Here is an 18570-nt window from a genome sequence, read left to right as displayed (position 1 = left end):
AATCCAACCATCGACGGATCGATATTGGAAAGGAAGGGGTGGATTATACCCATCCGAGGTGGTTCTCGCTTTAAGATGTAGGGCTATTAGTACGGGAAATAAGAAAGAATTAGCTTATGCCAGCCAAAAAGTCAGAAACTCAAAAACCAGGTCTTGAGGTCCAAATAGACCCAGATCTCCGCTACGAGCAAGCTGTGAAAGAGCTCGAAAAGCTCATTTCGGATATGGAGTCAGGCAAATTTTCTTTGGAAGAGACCCTTTTAGCCTATCAACGCGGTGCTGCTTTGTTAAAGCATTGTCAGGGCGTCCTTGCTCAAGTTGAGCAACAAGTTCGAGTGTTTGAGGCTTAATGACTTCCGCTTTTCAATTTCAGGAGTGGCTTAGCCATCACTCAGAGCAAGCCGAAGCAGTATTAGATTGTCTGCTCGATTCTGCTAGCACTACTCCAAATCGTTTGCACGAAGCGATGCGTTATGCAGCGCAAGGTGGTGGCAAACGTATTCGTCCTTTATTGGTTTATGCAGCAGGTTCTCTTGGTGATGCGAAGACTGAGGCATTAGATGCGGCAGCAGTCGCGATTGAATGTATTCATGCTTATTCCTTGGTGCACGATGATTTACCTTGCATGGATGATGATGATTTGCGTCGTGGGCGCCCAACAGTACATAAGGCATTTGATGAGGCTACTGCATTGCTTGTTGGTGATGCACTACAAACCCGCGCCTTTGAAGTTCTTGCAAATGCACCGTGTGATGCGGATGCGCGTTTGAAAATGATTGCCGCTTTAGCTGCCGCCTCTGGCTCGCGCGGTATGGCTGGCGGCCAGGCAATTGATTTAGAGAGTGTTGGCAAAAAGTTGGATCTTGCTGGGCTAAAACAAATGCATGCCATGAAAACAGGTGCTTTACTTTCTTGCGCGGTTGAGTTGGGCGGTATTGCAGCCCATCTTAATGCTGCTCAGTTGGCTCAACTACAGAAATATTCAACAGCCCTAGGCCTAGCTTTTCAGATTGTTGATGATGTTCTGGATGCAACAGCCGATAGCCAAACCCTTGGAAAAACAGCTGGCAAAGATGCAGCAGCCAACAAGCCTACCTATGTGACCTTGATGGGTTTAGACTATGCCCAAAAGCAGGCTAAAGAATTGCAAGAAATGGCGATTGCTAGCCTAGTAGATTTTGGTAGCAGGGCAGATGCCTTAAAAGATTTAGCGCTCTTAGTAGTTAATAGGGCGAAATAAATACAGATTAAATCAATTTAATGACCTTAGATTCCATCAACTCTCCTGAAGATTTAAAAAAACTGACTCGCGAAGAATTGCCTGCGCTTGCTGATGAGTTGCGTCAGTTTGTATTGGATTCTGTATCCAAAACGGGTGGACACCTCTCATCCAACTTAGGGACGGTGGAATTATCGATTGCATTGCACTATGTTTTTGATACTCCAGACGATCGTATTGTCTGGGATGTGGGACACCAAAGTTATCCCCACAAAATTTTGACTGGCCGGCGTGAGCGCATGAGCACCTTGCGTCAGTTCAAAGGATTGTCGGGCTTTCCGCATCGTTCTGAAAGCCAATTCGATGCCTTTGGTACTGGGCACTCATCCACGAGTATTTCTGCAGCAATGGGTATGGCACGCGCATTTCAAACCAAGGGTGAGCGTCATGTAGCTGTGGCCGTCATTGGCGATAGCGCAATGACCGGTGGCATGGCATTTGAAGCTATGAACAATGCTGGTGTGTATGAAGACCTGCCATTAGTAGTTATTCTGAATGACAACGACATGTCAATTTCTCCAGCGGTGGGCGCGCTCAATCGCCACCTAGCCAGATTGCTGAGCGGCAATATTTACTCAGCTACTAAAAAAGGAATTGATAGCGTTTTATCTATTGCGCCACCACTGCGTGAGTTTGCAAAACGACTTGAGGATCATGCTAAGGGCATGGTTTCACCTTCAACTATTTTTGAAGAGTTTGGTTTTAATTACTTTGGCCCAATCGATGGCCATGATTTAGATGCCTTAATTCCGATGTTGCAGAACGTACGCCGCTTAGCTTTGGAAGGTCGTGGCCCGCAGTTCCTCCATGTGGTGACTAGAAAGGGCCAGGGCTACGAGTTGGCTGAAGCCGATCCTGTGCTCTATCACGGCCCTAGTAAATTTAACCCTGAGGAGGGCGTTAAAAAAACTGTTGCCAGTAAGAAAACCTTCACTCAAGTATTTGGTGAGTGGTTGTGCGATATGGCAAATGCAGATCCCCTCTTAGTTGGTATTACACCCGCAATGCGTGAAGGCTCTGGCCTAGTTGAGTTTGAGAAAAACTTTCCAAAGCGTTACTACGATGTCGGTATTGCTGAGCAGCATGCGGTCACTTTCGCTGCTGGTATGGCGTGCGAGGGTATGAAGCCAGTAGTAGCAATCTATTCCACTTTCTTGCAGCGTGCTTACGATCAACTGATTCATGATGTGGCCATACAAGATTTACCAGTTTTGTTTGCATTAGATCGAGCTGGCTTAGTTGGCGCCGATGGCGCAACCCATGCCGGCGCTTATGACATTCCATACTTACGCTGTATTCCAAATATGTTGGTGATGACGCCAGCGGATGAAGCAGAGTGCCGTGATCTTTTGACGACTGCATTTCATCAGCCGCATCCAAGTGCTGTGCGCTATCCAAGAGGCGCAGGTGTAGGCACTATTCCTTCTAAAGAGTTGCGCACCTTGCCATTTGGAAAAGGGGAGATTCGTCGCAAATCGAATGCTCCTTCTGGACATCGCGTAGCCATCTTGGCGTTTGGTACTTTGCTATACCCAGCGCTTGAAGTTGCTGAAGGGATCGATGCAAGCGTTGCCAATATGCGCTTTGTAAAACCGCTCGATATTGATTTACTCAAAACTCTAGCCGCAGAGCATGATTATTTTGTGACGATTGAGGATGGCGCTATTCAAGGTGGTGCAGGTAGCGCTTGCTTGGAAGCGCTCTCAAATCTGGGAATCAATAAACCCCTTTTACAGTTAGGTCTTCCGGATCAATTCATTGAGCACGGCGACTATAACTTGCTCATGTCCAAGTGTGGCCTGGATGCAGAAGGCATCGCCAATTCGATTAAGCAGCGTTTTCCTGCAGTATTAATGGCAAATTCAGTAATTTCAGGCAAATAAGCCCGTTTTGCTTGAAAATAGAGTTATGAATGACATGAACCCCGCCTTTCTCAAAGCCAGTGCGATGCCCGATGTGCAATCCACATTGGATGAGCGCGCTTTGCCGATTGAGCAGGTTGGTATTCGCGGTGTCCGTCACCCGCTAACGATTCGCAGCACCTATGGAGACTTTCCATCTGTTGGTCAGTTCGAAATGGATGTAGCTTTGCCTGCGCATGTGAAGGGAACGCATATGTCGCGTTTCATGGCGCTCTTGCAAAAACAAGAAATGGCTATTGACAGTACAACAGTAGTTGCAATGGTGTGCGATATGCTGCCTTTGCTGGATGCTAAAGAAGGTCATGTGCAATTTACTTACACCCACTTCGTCAAAAAAGCTGCGCCAGTATCAGGTGTAGAAAGCCTAATGGATTACGAAGTAACTTGGATGGCAAGAGCCAAACAAAATTCCGCAGGTAAGTTAGATGTTGAGTTGGGATTACGCGCTCAAGTGCCAGTGATGAGTTTATGTCCTTGCTCTAAAGAGATTTCAGAGTTTGGTGCGCATAACCAACGCTCTCATGTAACGATGGATGTCATGCTTGATTCGCAAACGAAAATGACGGTTGAGGATTTAATCACTGCTGCAGAGAGCGAAGCTTCTAGTGAGTTGTGGGGATTACTCAAGCGCCCTGATGAGAAGTGGGTGACTGAGCACTCCTACAGCAATCCTAAATTTGTTGAAGATTTAGTGCGCGATGTAGCTGGCAACCTCAAGGCTGATGAGCGTATCCGGTCTTTTGTGGTGGAAGCTGAGAACTTTGAATCGATTCATAATCACAGCGCTTTTGCCAGAATTAGTCATCAAAAATAAGCTACTATGGCAAACTAAATCAAATTATTGCTTTGCAAATCCCAACGGGGTTTGATATCGAAGGCTCCTGATGTTGTGGAGCCATTATTTTTAGCAAGCATACGCAGCGCCCCCGCAAATGCAATCATCACGCCATTATCGGTACAGAGCTCTAGTGGTGGATAGTGCACTTCAAAACCATTTTTCTTGGCTTTGTCATTGAGCGCATTACGTAATTGTCTATTTGCGCCTACACCGCCAGCTAGCACTAAATGTTTGCAGCCAGTTTGCTTGAGCGCTTTCTCTGACTTACTCACCAACACCGCAACAATGGAGTCAACAAAGCTGTGTGCAAGGTCTGCATGAAATTGCGCCACCTCAGAAGGATCTGCAATCTTTTTTTCTTCAAACTTTTTCACTTGATTGAGAACTGCCGTCTTAAGTCCCGAGAAAGAAAAATCCAAATCGCCAGAGTGCAGCATCGGTTTAGGTAAATCAAAAATACCAATACGACCCTTCTCAGCCAATTTGGAAATCGCAGCGCCGCCTGGGTAATCTAAGCCCAATAATTTGGCTGTTTTATCAAAGGCTTCGCCGGCAGCATCATCTAAGGTTTCGCCTAAAAGTTCGTATTGGCCAATGCCGGACACTTTCATGAGTTGGGTATGACCTCCTGAGACTAAAAGTGCAATAAAGGGAAATAGAGGGGTGGTCTGACCCAATAGTGGGGAAAGTAGGTGTCCTTCAAGGTGGTGAACCCCGATTGAAGGCAAATTGAGACCCTGGGCTAGGGATTTGGCAAAAGCACTGCCCACCAGCAGGGCTCCAGCAAGACCTGGGCCTTGGGTGAAGGCTATCGCGTCAATATCGGCCAATTTGAGGCCCGATTGGGCTAAAGATTGGTCTAAAAGGGGTAAAACACGCCGAATATGGTCTCTTGAGGCCAACTCTGGGACAACACCCCCGTAATCCCGGTGCATAGCGATCTGGGAGTGCAAACCCTGGCCCAGAATGCCCTGGAATGCAGGTTTGCCCTCTTCCCAGGGGGTGGTGTTGTATAAAGCCACCCCGGTCTCGTCACAAGAAGTTTCTATTCCTAAAACAATCATTTTTTGGCTTGGTCGTGCTAGAATCGCAATTCAGTTAATTTTTCGATATTTATCGAGCATATACGAGTTAAATAAGTATGACTACAGTCCGCCTCCGCGAAAACGAACCATTTGAAGTGGCATTGCGCCGTTTCAAGCGCACCATTGAAAAAAATGGTCTTTTGACAGACTTGCGTGCACGCGAGTTTTACGAGAAGCCAACGGCTGAGCGTAAGCGTAAAAAGGCTGCTGCTGCAAAACGCCATTACAAGCGTATTCGCAGCCAAATGTTGCCTAAGAAGCTTTACTAATAGAATTTAAAAGCTCTCTTCACCGAGAAGCTTTGAAACCCGCTGACGGTGAAACGCAGCGGGTTTTTGCTTTTTGAATTGCTAAACACAGCTAGAGATATTCAACATCAGGAAAATGCCATGAGTCTAAAAGATCAAATAACTGAAGATATGAAAAATGCAATGCGTGCAAAAGAAACTGCACGCCTTGGAGCAATTCGGTTACTGCTAGCCGCTATCAAGCAACGTGAGGTGGATGACCGGATTGTTTTGGATGATGCGGCAGTAATTGCTACTGTTGAAAAAATGATTAAGCAGCGTAAAGACTCGATCTCTCAGTTCGAAAAAGCCAATCGTGATGATTTGGTAGCAATCGAAGCTGCTGAGATGGCGATTTTGCAAGCCTATCTACCTGCACAAATGTCAGATGCTGAAGTAGAGGCTGCAGTAGCTACGGCAGTGGCTTCTACCGGTGCTGCTGGGCCGCAAGATATGGGCAAAGTGATTGGCGCCCTCAAAGGTCAATTGGCTGGTAAGGCTGATATGGGTAAGGTTTCTGCTTTAGTAAAAGCCGCACTCGCTAAATAAGTAATTAAGAGACTAGCTAAGTCAATAAAACAGTTTCATACTGCTAGCCTGATGGCGCTCATTCCACAATCCTTCATTGCCGATCTTTTAAATCGGGTTGACATCGTTGATGTGGTTGGGCAGCACGTGAAGTTAAAAAAGGCCGGCGCAAACTATCAAGGTTTGTGCCCCTTCCATTCAGAGAAATCCCCTTCATTCTCCGTTTCGCCAAATAAACAGTTCTACCACTGCTTTGGTTGCGGTGCCCATGGATCGGCCATTAGTTTCTTAATGGAGTATTCCGGTCTTGGATATGTGGATGCGATTGAGGATCTAGCAAGATCTGCGGGTTTAGATGTGCCGCGTGAAGAGCGCACTGCTAATGATGTTGCAAGACAACAGCAGGCAATGGCTTTAAGTGAGGTAATGAGTTCGGCTGCAGATTGGTATCGCCAGCAACTCAAAGGTAATACCAGGGCGGTGGAATATTTAAAGGGTCGGGGCCTCACCGGTGAGATCGCAAAACGTTATGCCTTGGGATATGCCCCAGATGGCTGGCAAGGTCTTGAGGCGGTATTTGGTCCTTACACCAATGATGAAGTGGCCAAGACCTTGGTAGAAGGTGGTTTAGTGATTCAGGGTGAGCAGTCTGAGGGCTCTCCAGTCAAGCGCTACGATCGTTTCCGCGATCGTGTCATGTTCCCGATTCGTAACCCTAAAGGTCAAACGATTGGCTTTGGTGGCCGTATCTTGGATCAAGGCGAGCCCAAGTATTTAAATTCTCCGGAGACGCCACTGTTTTCTAAGGGCAATACGCTCTACGGATTATTTGAAGCAAGACAAGCGATTCGTGCGCAAGAATATGTTTTAGTGTGCGAAGGCTATATGGATGTTGTGGCACTTGCGCAATTGGGTTTCCCAAATGCAGTAGCAACCTTGGGTACCGCTTGTACAGCAAACCATGTGAGGATGTTGCTGCGCCAAACCGATAAAGTGGTTTTCTCATTTGATGGTGACTCTGCCGGTCAACGAGCAGCACAGCGTGCACTAGAGGCTTGTTTGCCGCTCATGTCTGACGATAAAGAAATTCGTTTCTTATTCTTGCCAACCGAACATGATCCCGACAGTTATGTTCGCGCTTACGGTGCCCCTGCTTTTGAAAAAGTCATCAAAGAGGCGATGTCTATCTCTAGCTTCTTCTTTAAGGTTGTGAGCGAGGGCCATGAGCTAACAACCCCAGAGGGCAGAGCACATACGCATCATGCGGCCAAGCCCTTACTACTTTCAATGCCACCGATTGCATTGCGCACTCAGATTTTGCGTGAACTGGCAATTCGTACCAACACAACGCCAGCAGAACTTGAAGCATTTTGTGGCTTAACGGTAGTACCGGTTCCTGAACAGCAATCCTCATATCAAACTGCCCCTGCAAGATCACAGAGTAATCAAAATAATTTTACGAATAGCAATCGGCAGGGTGCGCCTTGGCAAGCTTCTAAAGGTTCTGCAAAAAGAGTTTCGACACAAAATATCGAGCCACCAAAAGCGCCAACAGACTTGGCAGAGCAAATGTTGCGCGTGCTCATTCAGTTCCCTCATTTAGGTAAAGCGCTCAATAGCGATCAGCGGGCGCTCGCTCTCAAAGCAGCAGAGCAACGATCAGCAAAAGCACTTTCCCTCATGCAAGATCTGTTATCACAATGCGATTTAATTGAATTGATTCCGGGTGAGGATGGAAAGTCTGCAACAGTCGGCGCCGGAGCTTTTGCCATGTTCCAAGATCAACTCTCTCGAAGTGAGCTTGCCCCTTTATACGAAGTACTCAGAAATCGGGTGATGGGTTCTGATCTAGATCTTGATGGCGCTAAAGCAGATTTAGAGGGCGCCTTTAAAAAGCTTGAGCTGACTCACCTAAAGCAAGAAATGACTGCTATTGCCCAAAAGATTGCCGGGGGTACCGCCAATGACCAAGATCGGGCTAGATATCGAGAATTGGGCGAGAAACTGAAGTTCTCCTAAGAATTTACCCAAACAGCCCCAGAAATACCTGAAATTAGCCCTTATTTTTAGGCAAATTAGGGCTAAAAAAGTCGCAATCGACTATAATCCTCTGTTCCCAAGAAAAAAATGAATTAATTCAGCTACTTGCGCTTTATTTTGATGAAATTTTGGGCAAGTGGACTACGGGGCTGTACTTAATCAGTCGATATCAATAACAGTAATGTGAGTAAGTGCTAATAAATGCCTAATACTAAGATCAAAAAACCAGCTAAGCCAGCAAGTAAACCAGCAGCTAAGTCCAAAGCGAAAGCCCTAGCTAAACCAGTGGTGAAGACCAAACCTAAAGCCCCAGCGAAGCCTGTTGCAAAAAAAGTCGCCAAACCAGTGAAGGCTGCTAAACCAGCGCCTAAAGCAAAGACTCCAGTTAAACCGGTTGCAAAAAAGGCTGTTACTAAACCAGTAGCTAAAAAAGTAGCAGCCAAACCCGTGAAGGCTGCTAAACCAGCGCCTAAATCAGCACCTAAATCAGCATCTAAGGCTGTTGCAAAACCAGTAGCGAAAAAGGTAGTTGCTAAACCAGTTAAGGCTCCAGTTAAGACTCCAACTAAGGCAGCAGCAAAGCCAGTGAAAGTTGCTGCAAAGTCTGCTCCTGCAAAAACAGTTAAGGTTGAGCCACCAAAAAAAGGTAAAGCGACAGCGGCACCAAAAGTAGAAGAGATCAAAGGCAAAAAAGCGAAGGTAGTTGAAGTTGCTGCTCCAGTGGTTGAGGAAGAGAAAAAGCGTGGTCGCAAGGCCAAGGCTGAAGTTCCTGCTGATGGCGCTGAGCCAGTCTTAACGGATCGTCAAAAAGCACGTGAGCGCAAAGCAAAAGAGAAGGCGCTCTTAAAAGAGTTTGCTGCTCAGCAATTAGGTACTGAAGAGCAACAAGAATTACGTCGTGCGCGCTTGAAGACCTTGATCAAGATGGGTATGTCTAAGGGTTACTTGACCCATGGCGAGATGAATGACGTCATGTCTGATGAGTTATCTGATGCTGATGCATTAGAAACCTTGATCAGCTTGTTAAATGACATTGGTATTACTGTTTATGAGCAGGCGCCAGATGCAGAGACACTAATTCTGTCTGACAACACTGCCGCAGCAGCTTCAGAAGAAGAGGCTGAGGAAGAGGCTGAAGCAGCACTTTCTACGGTTGATTCAGAATTCGGTCGTACTACCGATCCAGTCCGCATGTATATGCGTGAGATGGGTACTGTAGATTTGCTGACTCGCGAAGGCGAGATCGTTATTGCGAAGAAGATTGAAGCGGGTCTCAAGGATATGGTGATGGCCTTGGCTGCTTGCCCAGTCACTATCGCTGAAATTCTTGCTAACGTAGACAAGATTGCTAGTGGCGAGATGGAGATCGACCAGTTTGTGGATGGTTTAGTAGATCCAAACGCAGAAGATATTAAGTTGGGCCCTGATGAGCCAGAGATTGATCCCGATGCAGAAGAGGGTGATGAAGAAGGTGAAGATGAAGGTGGTGGCGGTGGTGGTGCTGCAACAGCGAATGCGAAGCAGCTTGAAGAACTAAAACAAATCTCTCTCGAGAAATTTGCCATTGTTCGTACCCAAGCCGACAAAATGCGCCGTGCCTTTGATAAAGACGGCTATAACTGCCCAGCGTATATCAAGGCACAAGATCTGATTCGTGGCGAGTTACTCGGTTTCCGCTTAACCGCGAAAAGTGTTGAGAAGTTATGCGACACCATGCGTTCCCAAGTTGACCAAGTATGGAAGCTTGAGCGCGGTATCGTGAGCTTATTGGTAGACAAAGTTGGCGTTAATCGTGGTGAAGTATTAAAAGAGTTTCCTAAGATGTCCATGAATTTGACTTGGACTGATAAGTTACTCAAAGAGAACAAGCCATATAGCGCGCTTTTGCAACGTAACGTACCTGCGATTCAGGAACTTCAGCAGAAATTGATCGATATTCAGAAGAATGTCGTCATTCCGTTGCCTGAGTTAAAAGAAGTCAATAAGCAGATGATCGCTGGCGAGAAGCGTGCCCGCGAGGCAAAGCGCGAGATGACTGTAGCCAACTTGCGCCTAGTAATCTCTATTGCCAAGAAATACACCAACCGTGGTTTGCAGTTCTTGGATTTGATTCAAGAAGGCAATATCGGTTTGATGAAGGCGGTAGATAAGTTTGAATACCGTCGTGGCTATAAGTTCTCTACCTATGCAACTTGGTGGATCCGTCAGGCAATTACCCGTTCTATTGCTGACCAAGCACGTACGATCCGTATTCCAGTTCATATGATTGAGACGATCAACAAGATGAACCGTATCAGCCGTCAGATCTTGCAAGAAACTGGTCATGAGCCAGATGCTGCAACTTTGGCGCTGAAGATGGAGATTCCGGAGGATAAGATTCGTAAGATCATGAAGATTGCTAAAGAGCCAATCTCCATGGAGACGCCAATCGGTGACGATGAAGATTCTCATTTAGGTGATTTCATTGAAGACGGCAATACCTTGGCCCCAGCTGAAGCAGCCTTACATGAATCGATGCGTGACGTTGTTAAAGATGTTCTGGACTCATTAACACCACGTGAAGCAAAAGTACTGCGCATGCGCTTTGGTGTTGAAATGAGCACAGACCATACTCTCGAAGAAGTGGGTAAACAGTTTGACGTAACACGTGAGCGTATTCGTCAGATTGAAGCCAAAGCCTTGAGAAAGATGCGTCATCCAAGCCGCAGCGACAAACTCAAGACCTTCCTTGAGGAGGATTGATCGAAGGATTAGCGGGCCCATAGCTCAGTTGGTTAGAGCAGAGGACTCATAATCCTTTGGTCCCAGGTTCAAGTCCTGGTGGGCCCACCAGAAAAGAAAACCCTCATCAGAAATGGTGAGGGTTTTGTCATTTGGGGCTTGCTTGATCGGACGCGCGGGTAAACGCCTAGAGCAATTGACATGGGGTATCTCTATTATTAGTTCATGTCTCAGCTAATTGAACTAACTTATGTGAGTGAGCCAGCTCAAAATATGTCGTTCTTGGGCTTGATGAGGCTCTTATACCACTCCTATTCTAATAACCAGGCCTTAGGGATTACTGGCGCGCTTATTTATGAGAACAATAAGTTTGGGCAAGTTATTGAGGGGCTCGAAAAGGATATCAATGCCTTGTGGCAAAAAATCCAAAAGGATGACCGCCATAAAAATGTTCACTTAATAGAGTCAAAACAAATCAGTGAGCGAAGCTTTAGTAAGTGGACAATGGTGTTTCAGGGAAGTGAAGAGATGGCTGAAACCCTGCCAGAAGTTAGCGCTGCAATTGAAGATGTGGAGTTTCCGAAGGACCACCCTTTACTAATCGCATTAAGGGATAGCCAGTAAAACCGGCCCTTAAAATCATGATTGATGAAATTCTTTAAAACGCTTAGGCAGCTCTACGATGATATTTTGAGTCTCATTAGGGCTTATTTACGATGAAAGCTTAGAGGCTCTTAAATTATTCAAAGTAGTTTGATTCACTGAGAGTCTGACGCCGAGTGAGCCAGAGCCCGCGCTGACTGGTGATTTTCTGAGGTTGATTTCAAGAGATTGAATTTCAGGATATTGTGAGCAAGCCTGAATGATACGGGTCATGAGTCTTTCTTGAGTTTCATAGTGGCCATCACCTGCAATTCGGTTGATGTCGACGACTAATGGGTCATAGTCAAACACACTCTCCATGACATCTTTTGTAATTAAGACGAGTTTTTCGTCAATCCACAGGGTTAAATCCAATAAGTGTTGCTTGGGAATGATTGCGCCGGGTCCATAGGTTCCAATTTGTGTCTGGAGCTTAAGATCTTTTAGTTCAATACATGCGTTAGTTGTCATAGTGATGATTAATTTTTCTAAAAGTTAAATTAATACGAGCTGTGTGAATGGCTGTTGTTTTGAGCAAGGCATGCTGCCAAAATTGCTGAGTTGGTGCATTCATCACAAGGGCGCTACCATTTTCTAAGGGCAGGGAGATGGTTGTTTTATCAGTCTTGTGTCTAAATGCGAATTTGCGGGTGGCACCAAGACTTAGCGAGGCAATGGGGCTGTTCGCGTCTAACTCTTTTTCATTATCGCTGTGCCAACCCATTCCATCTTTTCCATCATGATAAAGATTAAGTAAGCAGGAATTAAATTCTGCTTGGGCAAGCTTCTCCATTTGCGCTTTCACTGCTAGTAACTCTGGAATCCACGGCTGAGCATGTTTTTTGACGCCAGAGTAGGTATAAGTGCAGTTTGCATCTCCAACCCAAGCCACTTGACGGCGTGTAACCACTTGCTTGCCGAACATGAATAGCTGATCTGCTTCCCATTGCAGTGAATTCTTGAGTTGATTCATCAAGTTAGCGCTATCTGGCCCACTCATCCATTCTGCATGGTAGTAAGCAGACCCATCCTTAGGTAAATAGTTTTGCCTATATTGGGATGGAATTGTTTCAAATAAAGAGGTTTGCTTCATGATGCAAATGATAGGTCAACACTGAATCAATAAAAACTCTAGAATAGCCTTAATATCCAATCTTGAATTGATAAGGGCTTAATTATGAAATCCCCAGATAAACGCTGCTGTGGATCTGGTGTCTGCATCATTAATGATGCTGGTGAGTGTTGGTGCGGCCAAGTTTGGGATGGTGAAAAAATGGCGGCACCTGCTTTAAATTTAAAGCCAAGCGTCCTCAAGAATGTAGAGCAAGATCCTGACAAAACTAAGCCTGAGTCTTAGTCTTTGCTCTCAGCCAGGCTTTCTTGGCTAAATCTTCTGCAAATGAAAATTACTTCGAGAGCCGATTAATTTCTCAAGCTTATCCGTAAACTCTCCGTAAGGAGTGGGCGGCCACCCCATTTTTAAGAGCCTCACGCACCGGGATTGCAATTAAATCAATACTTTTTTTGACTGCCATGCGCTCAAAGTAACTTGGCGTGGACTTACCAATCATCGGGTATGCCCAGTCGGGAAGATTGAGAAAACCGGCACGACTAATGAGTTTGATAAATGGCTTGGCTGTTAAATTGCTCGGGAAGTTGTCAAGTAAATCAATAATGCTCTTAGCACGCTCCCCAAAATAGAGCTCTGGTATATAAGCTTGAATGGCTTTCTCGGTAGCGGCATAAGTGCTTGGAAGGTTCGTAGCACCCATTCTTTCTCCTAGGGAGCTCATCTCTAAAAAATATTGATCTTTCTCTTTTGGGCTGATTGTTTCTTTGCGATAGTCTTCAAATGAGTTGATGAAGCTGCGCGTCTCCGTGAGATGGACCCAAGCAAGCAAATGAGGATCTGTAGCTGAATACGGTTTACCAAATTCATCGAAGCCGGTGATTTTGGTATGAATCTGATTGACCTTAGTGATGATGTTATTTGCCATCTCAGTGGGGCCGTAGGTCGTTGCCGCAATAAAAAACGCAGTTCTACCAAGGCGACCCTTTAGATCTTCTCTGAAAGTGGAGTGATCCCATACCCCAGCTAAAGCTTGTGGGTGTAAGGCCTGCAAAATCAGCGAACTTATGCCGCCAATCATCATGGAAATAAAATCTGCATGAATTTTCCAGGCAACTGACTCAGGGCCGAATAATCCTCGATCTCCTGGTGGAGTTAAGAAGGCAACTGGTGGACCGCTGCCCCCAACCATTTCTCGAATTGTTTTACGGATCAACTCATCAAGCATGGCTTCAATGCATCATAAGATTTCTTAAATCGTCATCTTCGATAATTTCAGTAATCAGATCCAGTCTAATGCGCGGATTGGTTTGGGCTAGCAAATGATTTTTTTGGGCAAGAGAGATCGGTAGTAGCTCTGCTAGGCGATTGGATACCCATCCACAATCATCTACCTTAAAGGGCTTCTTAAAAGGCGCCTCTCCTAATAAATCTTCACTTTGAATGACGGAAATAATTTGATCGAGTAATTTAGCCACGCCTTGATGTTCTTGCGGAATGGGCATGAGTGGATCGTTTTCCAAAAGCTCGACTTCGCCGATCCAAAGACCGCTAGCTTCCTGACTGGAGCTTAATAGCTTAAAGCGCTGCGTACCAAATGACTTGGTCATATAAAGTGCTGGCTGAACAGGGTCAAAATCCTCAATTTGAGCTAGCGTGCCGATCTTGGAAAATGATTGAGAAATGTCTTCATCACTAGTGTCGGTATTTTTAATGATGCTCACGATGCCAAATTCTGTCTTTTCACGTAGGCATTGCTTAATCATGTCGAGATAGCGTGCTTCAAAAATCTTGAGAGCGATAACGCCATCTGGAAAAAGTACGGTACCCAGTGGGAATAAAGGCAATTTACGAGTGATGGAGGTCGAATTAGTCATGTATTCAATGTAATGGATTTATCCCATCTTTGCTGACACCAAATCAGTGCTAAATGCCCCACTTTTATGCTTTCGGCCAGCACCAAACCCCATTTGCGTTTACATTTAAAGCTCAATACTAGGAGATGTAAATGATTCAAAAATTTCGTGTGAAGCTTGCTCGCTGGATTCTAGGGAAACATTGCCCTTGCTACCAAATGGGTTATCACAGTATGGTCGATTTCCAGCAAAGAAGTGCTGATCAGTTGGCCAAATCCCAAGAGCGCAAAAGCACTCATTAATTTATAGGTAAACGGGTTTGGCATGAAGACTTGGCAAATGCGTAGAAACTGTGCGCTGACACCGAAGCAACTGCTCCAGTTTTATATTGCCCTAGTATGTCTCTCCTTAATAGTGGGGGTAGGCTTCTTTTTAGCTGGAGTCTGGATGATTCCGATTTTCACAACTCTGGAATTAACCGCAGTAACCATTGGATTTTTAATCTACTGTAGACATGCCTTAGATTGTGAAACGATTGAAATTGAAGGCAAGCGTCTTTTGGTCAAAAAATTCATAGGCTATAGAGAAAAGGTTTATGAATTTAATGCCCAATGGGCGAAGATCGAGCCGCCCATTGAGGGTTCAAAAACCTTCTTTATTGCTCAATCTGATTTACGAGTTGAGCTTGGACAGTTTGTCAGGCCTGAACAACAGATTCCATTGATTGCTTCAGTTAGACGCCACTTGGGTTAATTGAGTATCGCTTAAGCGCCACGCTATGATGGCACTAAAAATAATCTGGGTAGTCAGTAGTAGCAGCGTAATCGCATTGAGTATTGCAAAGTAATTTGCAAAAGGAGAGAGTAAGACTGGCATACCATCTATTAGGGCAGTTTCTCGTAAGTAATCCATACGGGGTATCAGTAGAAAGCTTGTAGTAGCAATTGCTAAAAATACAGTGAGCGATGGAAAGCGGATCACTCTTAAATGGGATACACCCCTTTTAATGAGAATATTGGAAACGCTTATAATGACAAATATGCCTCCTAAGAAAAAATAAGAGAGATGTTGAATCATCATGTGGGCTAGCATGCCTGCCGCTTGAGAGTCATAAATTAAAAAATAGATAAGACCACAACTGAAGGCTTGCGCGAGAATGCCGCCTGCCAAAAGGTAGGCGATTAGCCTAAGTAGTCGATACGCAAGGGGGTGGTGAGTTTGGGTGGCTTCAACCATGTGATAAAGAGGGTTAAGTAGTGCGCTGCAGCAAGATATTGGATTCGGTTTCATACTAGTCCCAATCTAATTTTTTCGCTAAAAGAGCCATGGAAATTACAAAAGCAGTCAAAACAGCACTCAATACCTTGGTTGATATAGCTAGTCATTCAGGCAATGGTCAGCTTGTGCCGGTCCCTGAGATAGCCAAGAGGCAGCATTTGTCCATTAGCCGTATTGAGCTCCTATTACGCCCCTTGAGGGAGTCTGGGATCGTCTTTGCGGTGAAGGGGCGAACAGGCGGTTATCAACTCTCTAAAGACCCTCGCATCATCACCATTAAAGACATCGTGCTTGCAATGAATTTAATCAAAAAGCGCAAGGTTGAGCTATCGGATATTGCTAAAGATCTTTATCAGTCTCTTGAAGCTTATATGTTGAGTTGCATGGAAAACGTATCCCTTGCATCGACCATTAAAGATTATGTTCCAAGTTTTAGTGAGGCTAAAAAAGCACCAGAACGTAAGTCATATATTCCCTTGGATCCAAAGAAAGAGAAGAAACAACGAGGCGAGATTCAGTATGTTGTGAAGGCTGAATTTAAGAAAGTAGCGGAAGTTCCACGTGGGCCTAACTCCGTATTTGACTTTGCTAACTACTTGCATCGTAACCCTAGCTAAAATCAGGCAATGATTGCAATTGTGCCCACGTAGCCGGCCTGATTGCTCATCAATATTGAATTTTTATGAATCAGCAAACCATTCAATATCCCAAGCTTGCTTTTGTTGATATTGAAACTACAGGATCCCATTTCGAGCGGGATCGTATTACTGAGATTGGGATTAAAACGCTTGCAGATAATCAGATTAGCGTTTGGGAAAGATTAATTAATCCCCAGGTCTACATTCCTCAAAATATCCAAAGGCTAACTGGCATATCCCCGAAAATGGTAGCTGGTCAGCCGACTTTTGAGGAGCTTGCTAGAGAAATTAAAGAAGAGCTCGAAGGTAAAATCTTTGTAGCGCATAACGCAAGATTTGATTATGGCTTCATCAAAGCATCTCTCAAAAGGCTTGGAATTGATTTCAAGCCCAAGGTCTTATGTACAGTAAAACTATCAAGATTATTGTTTCCGAATCAAGCGCGTCATAGCCTCGATACCATTATTCAGTCTCATGACCTAGTTGTCAGTGCAAGGCATAGGGCGCTTGGCGATGCTGATTTATTACTTCAATTTTGGCAAGTATGTGAAAAAACAGTTGGTAGAGAGCGATTAGTTGAAGCCGTCAATCAATTAATTGGTAATGCAAGCTTGCCGTCCAATATTGATCAGGAATTGATTGACTCAATCCCAGATGCGCCAGGCTGCTATATTTTTTATGGCGAAAACAAGAGCCCTTTGTATATTGGAAAAAGTATTTCTTTGCGAAGCAGGGTGATGGGCCATTTTCAGGGTTCGCTTACACAGCGCAAAGAAATGAAACTCTCTTTACAGGTCAGGGACATTGACTGGATAGAAACCAGTGGCGAGCTGGGAGCCTTAATTCTGGAGTCTCAGCTCATTAAAGAGCGCATGCCCAGTATGAATATCAAGCTTCGTCGCTCTAAGGATCTGTGTGCCTGGAGTCTAGAACAAAACTCTGCAGGAATGCTAGTGCCAGCACTAGTTAATCAGAAAGATTTGCTACCTGGCCTTCAAGATAACTTATATGGCCTGTTTTATAGCAAAAGAGAGGCGCACTCTTATCTCAAAGCAGTTGCTAAAAAGTATCGCTTATGCGAAGTGCTGTTGGGGCTAGAAAAGGGCGCAGAAGGAAAGCCCTGTTTTGGATATCAGTTAAAGCAATGTAGCGGAGCATGTATTGGCGCCATGTCTGCCAAGATGTATAACCTGCAGCTTCAAACTGCAATGAATCTGTATAAGGTGCAAGTTTGGCCTTATGAGGGTCCAATTGCGATTGATGATGGTGGCGAAATGATTGTCCTGGATAAGTGGTGCTACCTAGGGACTGCTATTAACGCAGATGAGTTATCTGAACTGAAAAGCACCGGTGATGTCGAATTTGATTTAGATATCTATAAGATCGTTAAAAAAGCGCTAGCAGGACGATATAAAAACCAAGTGATTCATATCAATTAGCGATCAGTTTGTTACCAAGGTAGCTTTTCACCTGAATACGATATAAAGCTTCCTGAATCTTCTTTCTGGAGATTTTCAATTACCTTAAACATATCGGTTACCGCTTGGTCTGCAGGCCTGCCAATTTGCTCTCCACGAAAGGGTTTGGAGAGTCTAGAGTTCACTGTGCCAGGATGCATTGCGATTAAGGCAGTATTCGGTTTTGTGCGAGCCCACTCGATAGATGCCGTTTTCAAAAGCATATTCAGAGCTGCCTTTGAGCTGCGATAGCTGTACCACCCGCCAAGACGGTTATCTTCAATGCTGCCAACTTTAGCTGATAGGGTCACCATAATGCTATTTTTGGGATCCAGTAATTTGGAGAAATGACGAATGGTTAGCGCCGGACCAATGGCATTAATGCTCATAAGCTCCATCAGTTGTTCGGCATTGAGATCATCTAGCCTCTTTTCTGGCATCCAGTTGCTCGTATGCAAAACCCCAACGGCATTGATAATCAGTTGAAAAGGTGCCATCTGAGCAAGCGCATTAGCACTAGATTCAATGGATTCAAAATGTTGATAGTCAATTGGGAACTCTGATTGACGATGAATGCCTATTACCTCTGAGCAGGCAGGATTCTTTTTCAGCAGATCTACAAAAGCCATTCCGATAGTTCCGGAAGAGCCAATGACTAGAGCGCGAAAAGGAGTTGGCAGTAATTGCATAAAGATCTTTTGAGTAGTGTGGTCATGGATTACAGTGACTTCTAAGTGTAAGCCCACTGCACATTTACCCATGTAACGCTAATGACTGCCCGTAGCCTCTTGCCTTAGGGGTCTAGTTGGAAGCTTTTCTCTCCCAATCCTTTGGTCCTAGGCCTAAGTCCTGGTGTGCCCACCAGAAATAAAAATGCCAACCCTTAGGTTGGCATTTTTACATTAGCAGCATGATTAATAAGTGCTAAAA

Annotated in this window: 21 protein-coding genes and 1 tRNA gene; 15 read left to right on the top strand and 7 right to left on the bottom strand. The window is 45.0% G+C overall.

The genetic code is table 11. The features are described from left to right. Nucleotides 1-116 precede the first annotated feature (116 nt). Genes xseB through folE2 form a run of 4 tightly spaced genes read left to right on the top strand, consistent with a single transcriptional unit; the run spans nt 117 to nt 4015 of the window. Nucleotides 117-350: an exodeoxyribonuclease VII small subunit gene (xseB, locus tag ICN13_RS05740; RefSeq protein ID WP_087909413.1), complete on the top strand. Its 234-nt coding sequence runs from the start codon at nt 117-119 to the stop codon at nt 348-350. Continuing rightward, entirely contained in the window at nt 350-1240 is an 891-nt protein-coding gene (locus tag ICN13_RS05735) for a polyprenyl synthetase family protein (RefSeq protein WP_216139446.1), read from the top strand. Before xseB ends, ICN13_RS05735 begins: the two co-directional genes overlap by 1 nt. Nucleotides 1241-1260: 20 nt before the next feature. Beyond that, nucleotides 1261-3162 carry a 1-deoxy-D-xylulose-5-phosphate synthase gene (gene dxs, locus ICN13_RS05730; protein WP_216139445.1) on the top strand — a complete coding sequence of 634 codons (1902 nt, stop codon included), beginning with the start codon at nt 1261-1263 and terminating at the stop codon, nt 3160-3162. Nucleotides 3163-3187: 25 nt separating this feature from the next. Then, a complete protein-coding gene (gene folE2, locus ICN13_RS05725; RefSeq protein ID WP_216139444.1) occupies nt 3188-4015 on the top strand; it encodes a GTP cyclohydrolase FolE2 in 828 nt (275 codons plus the stop codon). A gap of 14 nt (nt 4016-4029) precedes the next feature. Here the strand turns inward: folE2 and tsaD are convergent, their stop codons facing one another. Next, the gene (gene tsaD / locus ICN13_RS05720; protein ID WP_216139443.1) at nt 4030-5103 is read right to left on the bottom strand and encodes a tRNA (adenosine(37)-N6)-threonylcarbamoyltransferase complex transferase subunit TsaD; all 1074 of its coding nucleotides are present in this window, start codon (nt 5101-5103) and stop codon (nt 4030-4032) included. A gap of 77 nt (nt 5104-5180) precedes the next feature. Here tsaD and rpsU point away from each other — a divergent pair, with 77 nt between their 5' ends. The 6 genes from rpsU to ICN13_RS05690 all read left to right on the top strand — a co-directional run bounded on the left by rpsU (nt 5181) and on the right by ICN13_RS05690 (nt 11324). Then, nucleotides 5181-5393: a 30S ribosomal protein S21 gene (gene rpsU, locus ICN13_RS05715; RefSeq protein WP_011903537.1), complete on the top strand. Its 213-nt coding sequence runs from the start codon at nt 5181-5183 to the stop codon at nt 5391-5393. A 120-nt stretch (nt 5394-5513) separates the two neighbouring features. Continuing rightward, nucleotides 5514-5960: a GatB/YqeY domain-containing protein gene (locus ICN13_RS05710; RefSeq protein ID WP_216139442.1), complete on the top strand. Its 447-nt coding sequence runs from the start codon at nt 5514-5516 to the stop codon at nt 5958-5960. Between the two features lie 51 nt (nt 5961-6011). Continuing rightward, complete coding sequence (gene dnaG / locus ICN13_RS05705) at nt 6012-7958, top strand: DNA primase (protein WP_216139441.1); 1947 nt, start codon at nt 6012-6014, stop codon at nt 7956-7958. Nucleotides 7959-8180: 222 nt separating this feature from the next. Beyond that, complete coding sequence (rpoD, locus tag ICN13_RS05700) at nt 8181-10721, top strand: RNA polymerase sigma factor RpoD (RefSeq protein WP_216139440.1); 2541 nt, start codon at nt 8181-8183, stop codon at nt 10719-10721. Nucleotides 10722-10734: 13 nt separating this feature from the next. Beyond that, nucleotides 10735-10811 (top strand) — tRNA-Ile (locus tag ICN13_RS05695). Nucleotides 10812-10925: 114 nt separating this feature from the next. Next, the gene (locus ICN13_RS05690) at nt 10926-11324 is read left to right on the top strand and encodes a BLUF domain-containing protein (protein ID WP_216139439.1); all 399 of its coding nucleotides are present in this window, start codon (nt 10926-10928) and stop codon (nt 11322-11324) included. Between the two features lie 87 nt (nt 11325-11411). Here ICN13_RS05690 and ICN13_RS05685 read toward each other — a convergent pair whose 3' ends face one another. Both ICN13_RS05685 and ICN13_RS05680 read right to left on the bottom strand, forming a co-directional pair. Beyond that, nucleotides 11412-11813, bottom strand: coding sequence for a dihydroneopterin aldolase (locus tag ICN13_RS05685; protein WP_216139438.1), 402 nt, complete (start codon nt 11811-11813; stop codon nt 11412-11414). Further along, nucleotides 11803-12435: an alpha-ketoglutarate-dependent dioxygenase AlkB gene (locus tag ICN13_RS05680; protein ID WP_216139437.1), complete on the bottom strand. Its 633-nt coding sequence runs from the start codon at nt 12433-12435 to the stop codon at nt 11803-11805. The genes ICN13_RS05685 and ICN13_RS05680 overlap by 11 nt, the downstream gene beginning before the upstream one ends. Before the next feature lie 84 nt (nt 12436-12519). Between ICN13_RS05680 and ICN13_RS05675 the strand changes: the two genes are divergently transcribed. Continuing rightward, complete coding sequence (locus ICN13_RS05675; protein WP_216139436.1) at nt 12520-12699, top strand: hypothetical protein; 180 nt, start codon at nt 12520-12522, stop codon at nt 12697-12699. 79 nt (nt 12700-12778) lie between these two features. On the opposite strand, the gene ICN13_RS05670 is transcribed toward ICN13_RS05675, so the two are convergent. Together ICN13_RS05670 and ICN13_RS05665 are read right to left on the bottom strand one after the other, a co-directional pair. Then, on the bottom strand, nt 12779-13639 hold the full coding sequence (locus tag ICN13_RS05670; RefSeq protein WP_216139435.1) for an oxygenase MpaB family protein: 861 nt from the start codon (nt 13637-13639) through the stop codon (nt 12779-12781). 4 nt (nt 13640-13643) lie between these two features. Continuing rightward, nucleotides 13644-14288, bottom strand: a complete 645-nt coding sequence (locus ICN13_RS05665) for an LON peptidase substrate-binding domain-containing protein (RefSeq protein WP_216139434.1) — start codon at nt 14286-14288, stop codon at nt 13644-13646. Nucleotides 14289-14419: 131 nt separating this feature from the next. Here ICN13_RS05665 and ICN13_RS05660 point away from each other — a divergent pair, with 131 nt between their 5' ends. Continuing rightward, on the top strand, nt 14420-14569 hold the full coding sequence (locus ICN13_RS05660) for a hypothetical protein (protein WP_216139433.1): 150 nt from the start codon (nt 14420-14422) through the stop codon (nt 14567-14569). A 22-nt stretch (nt 14570-14591) separates the two neighbouring features. Continuing rightward, a complete protein-coding gene (locus ICN13_RS05655; protein WP_216139432.1) occupies nt 14592-15020 on the top strand; it encodes a DUF2244 domain-containing protein in 429 nt (142 codons plus the stop codon). Here the strand turns inward: ICN13_RS05655 and ICN13_RS05650 are convergent. Next, on the bottom strand, nt 14997-15503 hold the full coding sequence (locus ICN13_RS05650) for a hypothetical protein (protein WP_216139431.1): 507 nt from the start codon (nt 15501-15503) through the stop codon (nt 14997-14999). The two genes, ICN13_RS05655 and ICN13_RS05650, sit on opposite strands and share 24 nt — an antisense overlap. Before the next feature lie 89 nt (nt 15504-15592). Here ICN13_RS05650 and ICN13_RS05645 point away from each other — a divergent pair, with 89 nt between their 5' ends. Both ICN13_RS05645 and ICN13_RS05640 read left to right on the top strand, forming a co-directional pair. Further along, the gene (locus ICN13_RS05645) at nt 15593-16162 is read left to right on the top strand and encodes an Rrf2 family transcriptional regulator (protein WP_216139430.1); all 570 of its coding nucleotides are present in this window, start codon (nt 15593-15595) and stop codon (nt 16160-16162) included. A 65-nt stretch (nt 16163-16227) separates the two neighbouring features. Further along, a complete protein-coding gene (locus ICN13_RS05640) occupies nt 16228-17622 on the top strand; it encodes a 3'-5' exonuclease family protein (protein WP_216139429.1) in 1395 nt (464 codons plus the stop codon). Nucleotides 17623-17633: 11 nt separating this feature from the next. Here ICN13_RS05640 and ICN13_RS05635 read toward each other — a convergent pair whose 3' ends face one another. Continuing rightward, complete coding sequence (locus ICN13_RS05635) at nt 17634-18386, bottom strand: SDR family NAD(P)-dependent oxidoreductase (RefSeq protein ID WP_370622960.1); 753 nt, start codon at nt 18384-18386, stop codon at nt 17634-17636. Nucleotides 18387-18570: the final 184 nt, after the last annotated feature.

Source organism: Polynucleobacter sp. MWH-Berg-3C6, assembly GCF_018881855.1.
In the GTDB taxonomy this organism is placed as follows: domain Bacteria; phylum Pseudomonadota; class Gammaproteobacteria; order Burkholderiales; family Burkholderiaceae; genus Polynucleobacter.
This window is presented reverse-complemented; position numbering and strand designations above follow the sequence as displayed.

Excerpts from the sequence above, each read along its gene's own strand:
- xseB (WP_087909413.1), top strand. The coding sequence starts at position 117 with ATGCCAGCCAAAAAGTCAGAAACTCAAAAACCAGGTCTTGAGGTCCAA.
- ICN13_RS05735 (WP_216139446.1), top strand. The coding sequence starts at position 350 with ATGACTTCCGCTTTTCAATTTCAGGAGTGGCTTAGCCATCACTCAGAG.
- dxs (WP_216139445.1), top strand. The coding sequence starts at position 1,261 with ATGACCTTAGATTCCATCAACTCTCCTGAAGATTTAAAAAAACTGACT.
- folE2 (WP_216139444.1), top strand. The coding sequence starts at position 3,188 with ATGAATGACATGAACCCCGCCTTTCTCAAAGCCAGTGCGATGCCCGAT.
- tsaD (WP_216139443.1), bottom strand. The coding sequence starts at position 5,103 with ATGATTGTTTTAGGAATAGAAACTTCTTGTGACGAGACCGGGGTGGCT.
- rpsU (WP_011903537.1), top strand. The coding sequence starts at position 5,181 with ATGACTACAGTCCGCCTCCGCGAAAACGAACCATTTGAAGTGGCATTG.
- ICN13_RS05710 (WP_216139442.1), top strand. The coding sequence starts at position 5,514 with ATGAGTCTAAAAGATCAAATAACTGAAGATATGAAAAATGCAATGCGT.
- dnaG (WP_216139441.1), top strand. The coding sequence starts at position 6,012 with ATGGCGCTCATTCCACAATCCTTCATTGCCGATCTTTTAAATCGGGTT.
- rpoD (WP_216139440.1), top strand. The coding sequence starts at position 8,181 with ATGCCTAATACTAAGATCAAAAAACCAGCTAAGCCAGCAAGTAAACCA.
- ICN13_RS05690 (WP_216139439.1), top strand. The coding sequence starts at position 10,926 with ATGTCTCAGCTAATTGAACTAACTTATGTGAGTGAGCCAGCTCAAAAT.
- ICN13_RS05685 (WP_216139438.1), bottom strand. The coding sequence starts at position 11,813 with ATGACAACTAACGCATGTATTGAACTAAAAGATCTTAAGCTCCAGACA.
- ICN13_RS05680 (WP_216139437.1), bottom strand. The coding sequence starts at position 12,435 with ATGAAGCAAACCTCTTTATTTGAAACAATTCCATCCCAATATAGGCAA.
- ICN13_RS05675 (WP_216139436.1), top strand. The coding sequence starts at position 12,520 with ATGAAATCCCCAGATAAACGCTGCTGTGGATCTGGTGTCTGCATCATT.
- ICN13_RS05670 (WP_216139435.1), bottom strand. The coding sequence starts at position 13,639 with ATGCTTGATGAGTTGATCCGTAAAACAATTCGAGAAATGGTTGGGGGC.
- ICN13_RS05665 (WP_216139434.1), bottom strand. The coding sequence starts at position 14,288 with ATGACTAATTCGACCTCCATCACTCGTAAATTGCCTTTATTCCCACTG.
- ICN13_RS05660 (WP_216139433.1), top strand. The coding sequence starts at position 14,420 with ATGATTCAAAAATTTCGTGTGAAGCTTGCTCGCTGGATTCTAGGGAAA.
- ICN13_RS05655 (WP_216139432.1), top strand. The coding sequence starts at position 14,592 with ATGAAGACTTGGCAAATGCGTAGAAACTGTGCGCTGACACCGAAGCAA.
- ICN13_RS05650 (WP_216139431.1), bottom strand. The coding sequence starts at position 15,503 with ATGGTTGAAGCCACCCAAACTCACCACCCCCTTGCGTATCGACTACTT.
- ICN13_RS05645 (WP_216139430.1), top strand. The coding sequence starts at position 15,593 with ATGGAAATTACAAAAGCAGTCAAAACAGCACTCAATACCTTGGTTGAT.
- ICN13_RS05640 (WP_216139429.1), top strand. The coding sequence starts at position 16,228 with ATGAATCAGCAAACCATTCAATATCCCAAGCTTGCTTTTGTTGATATT.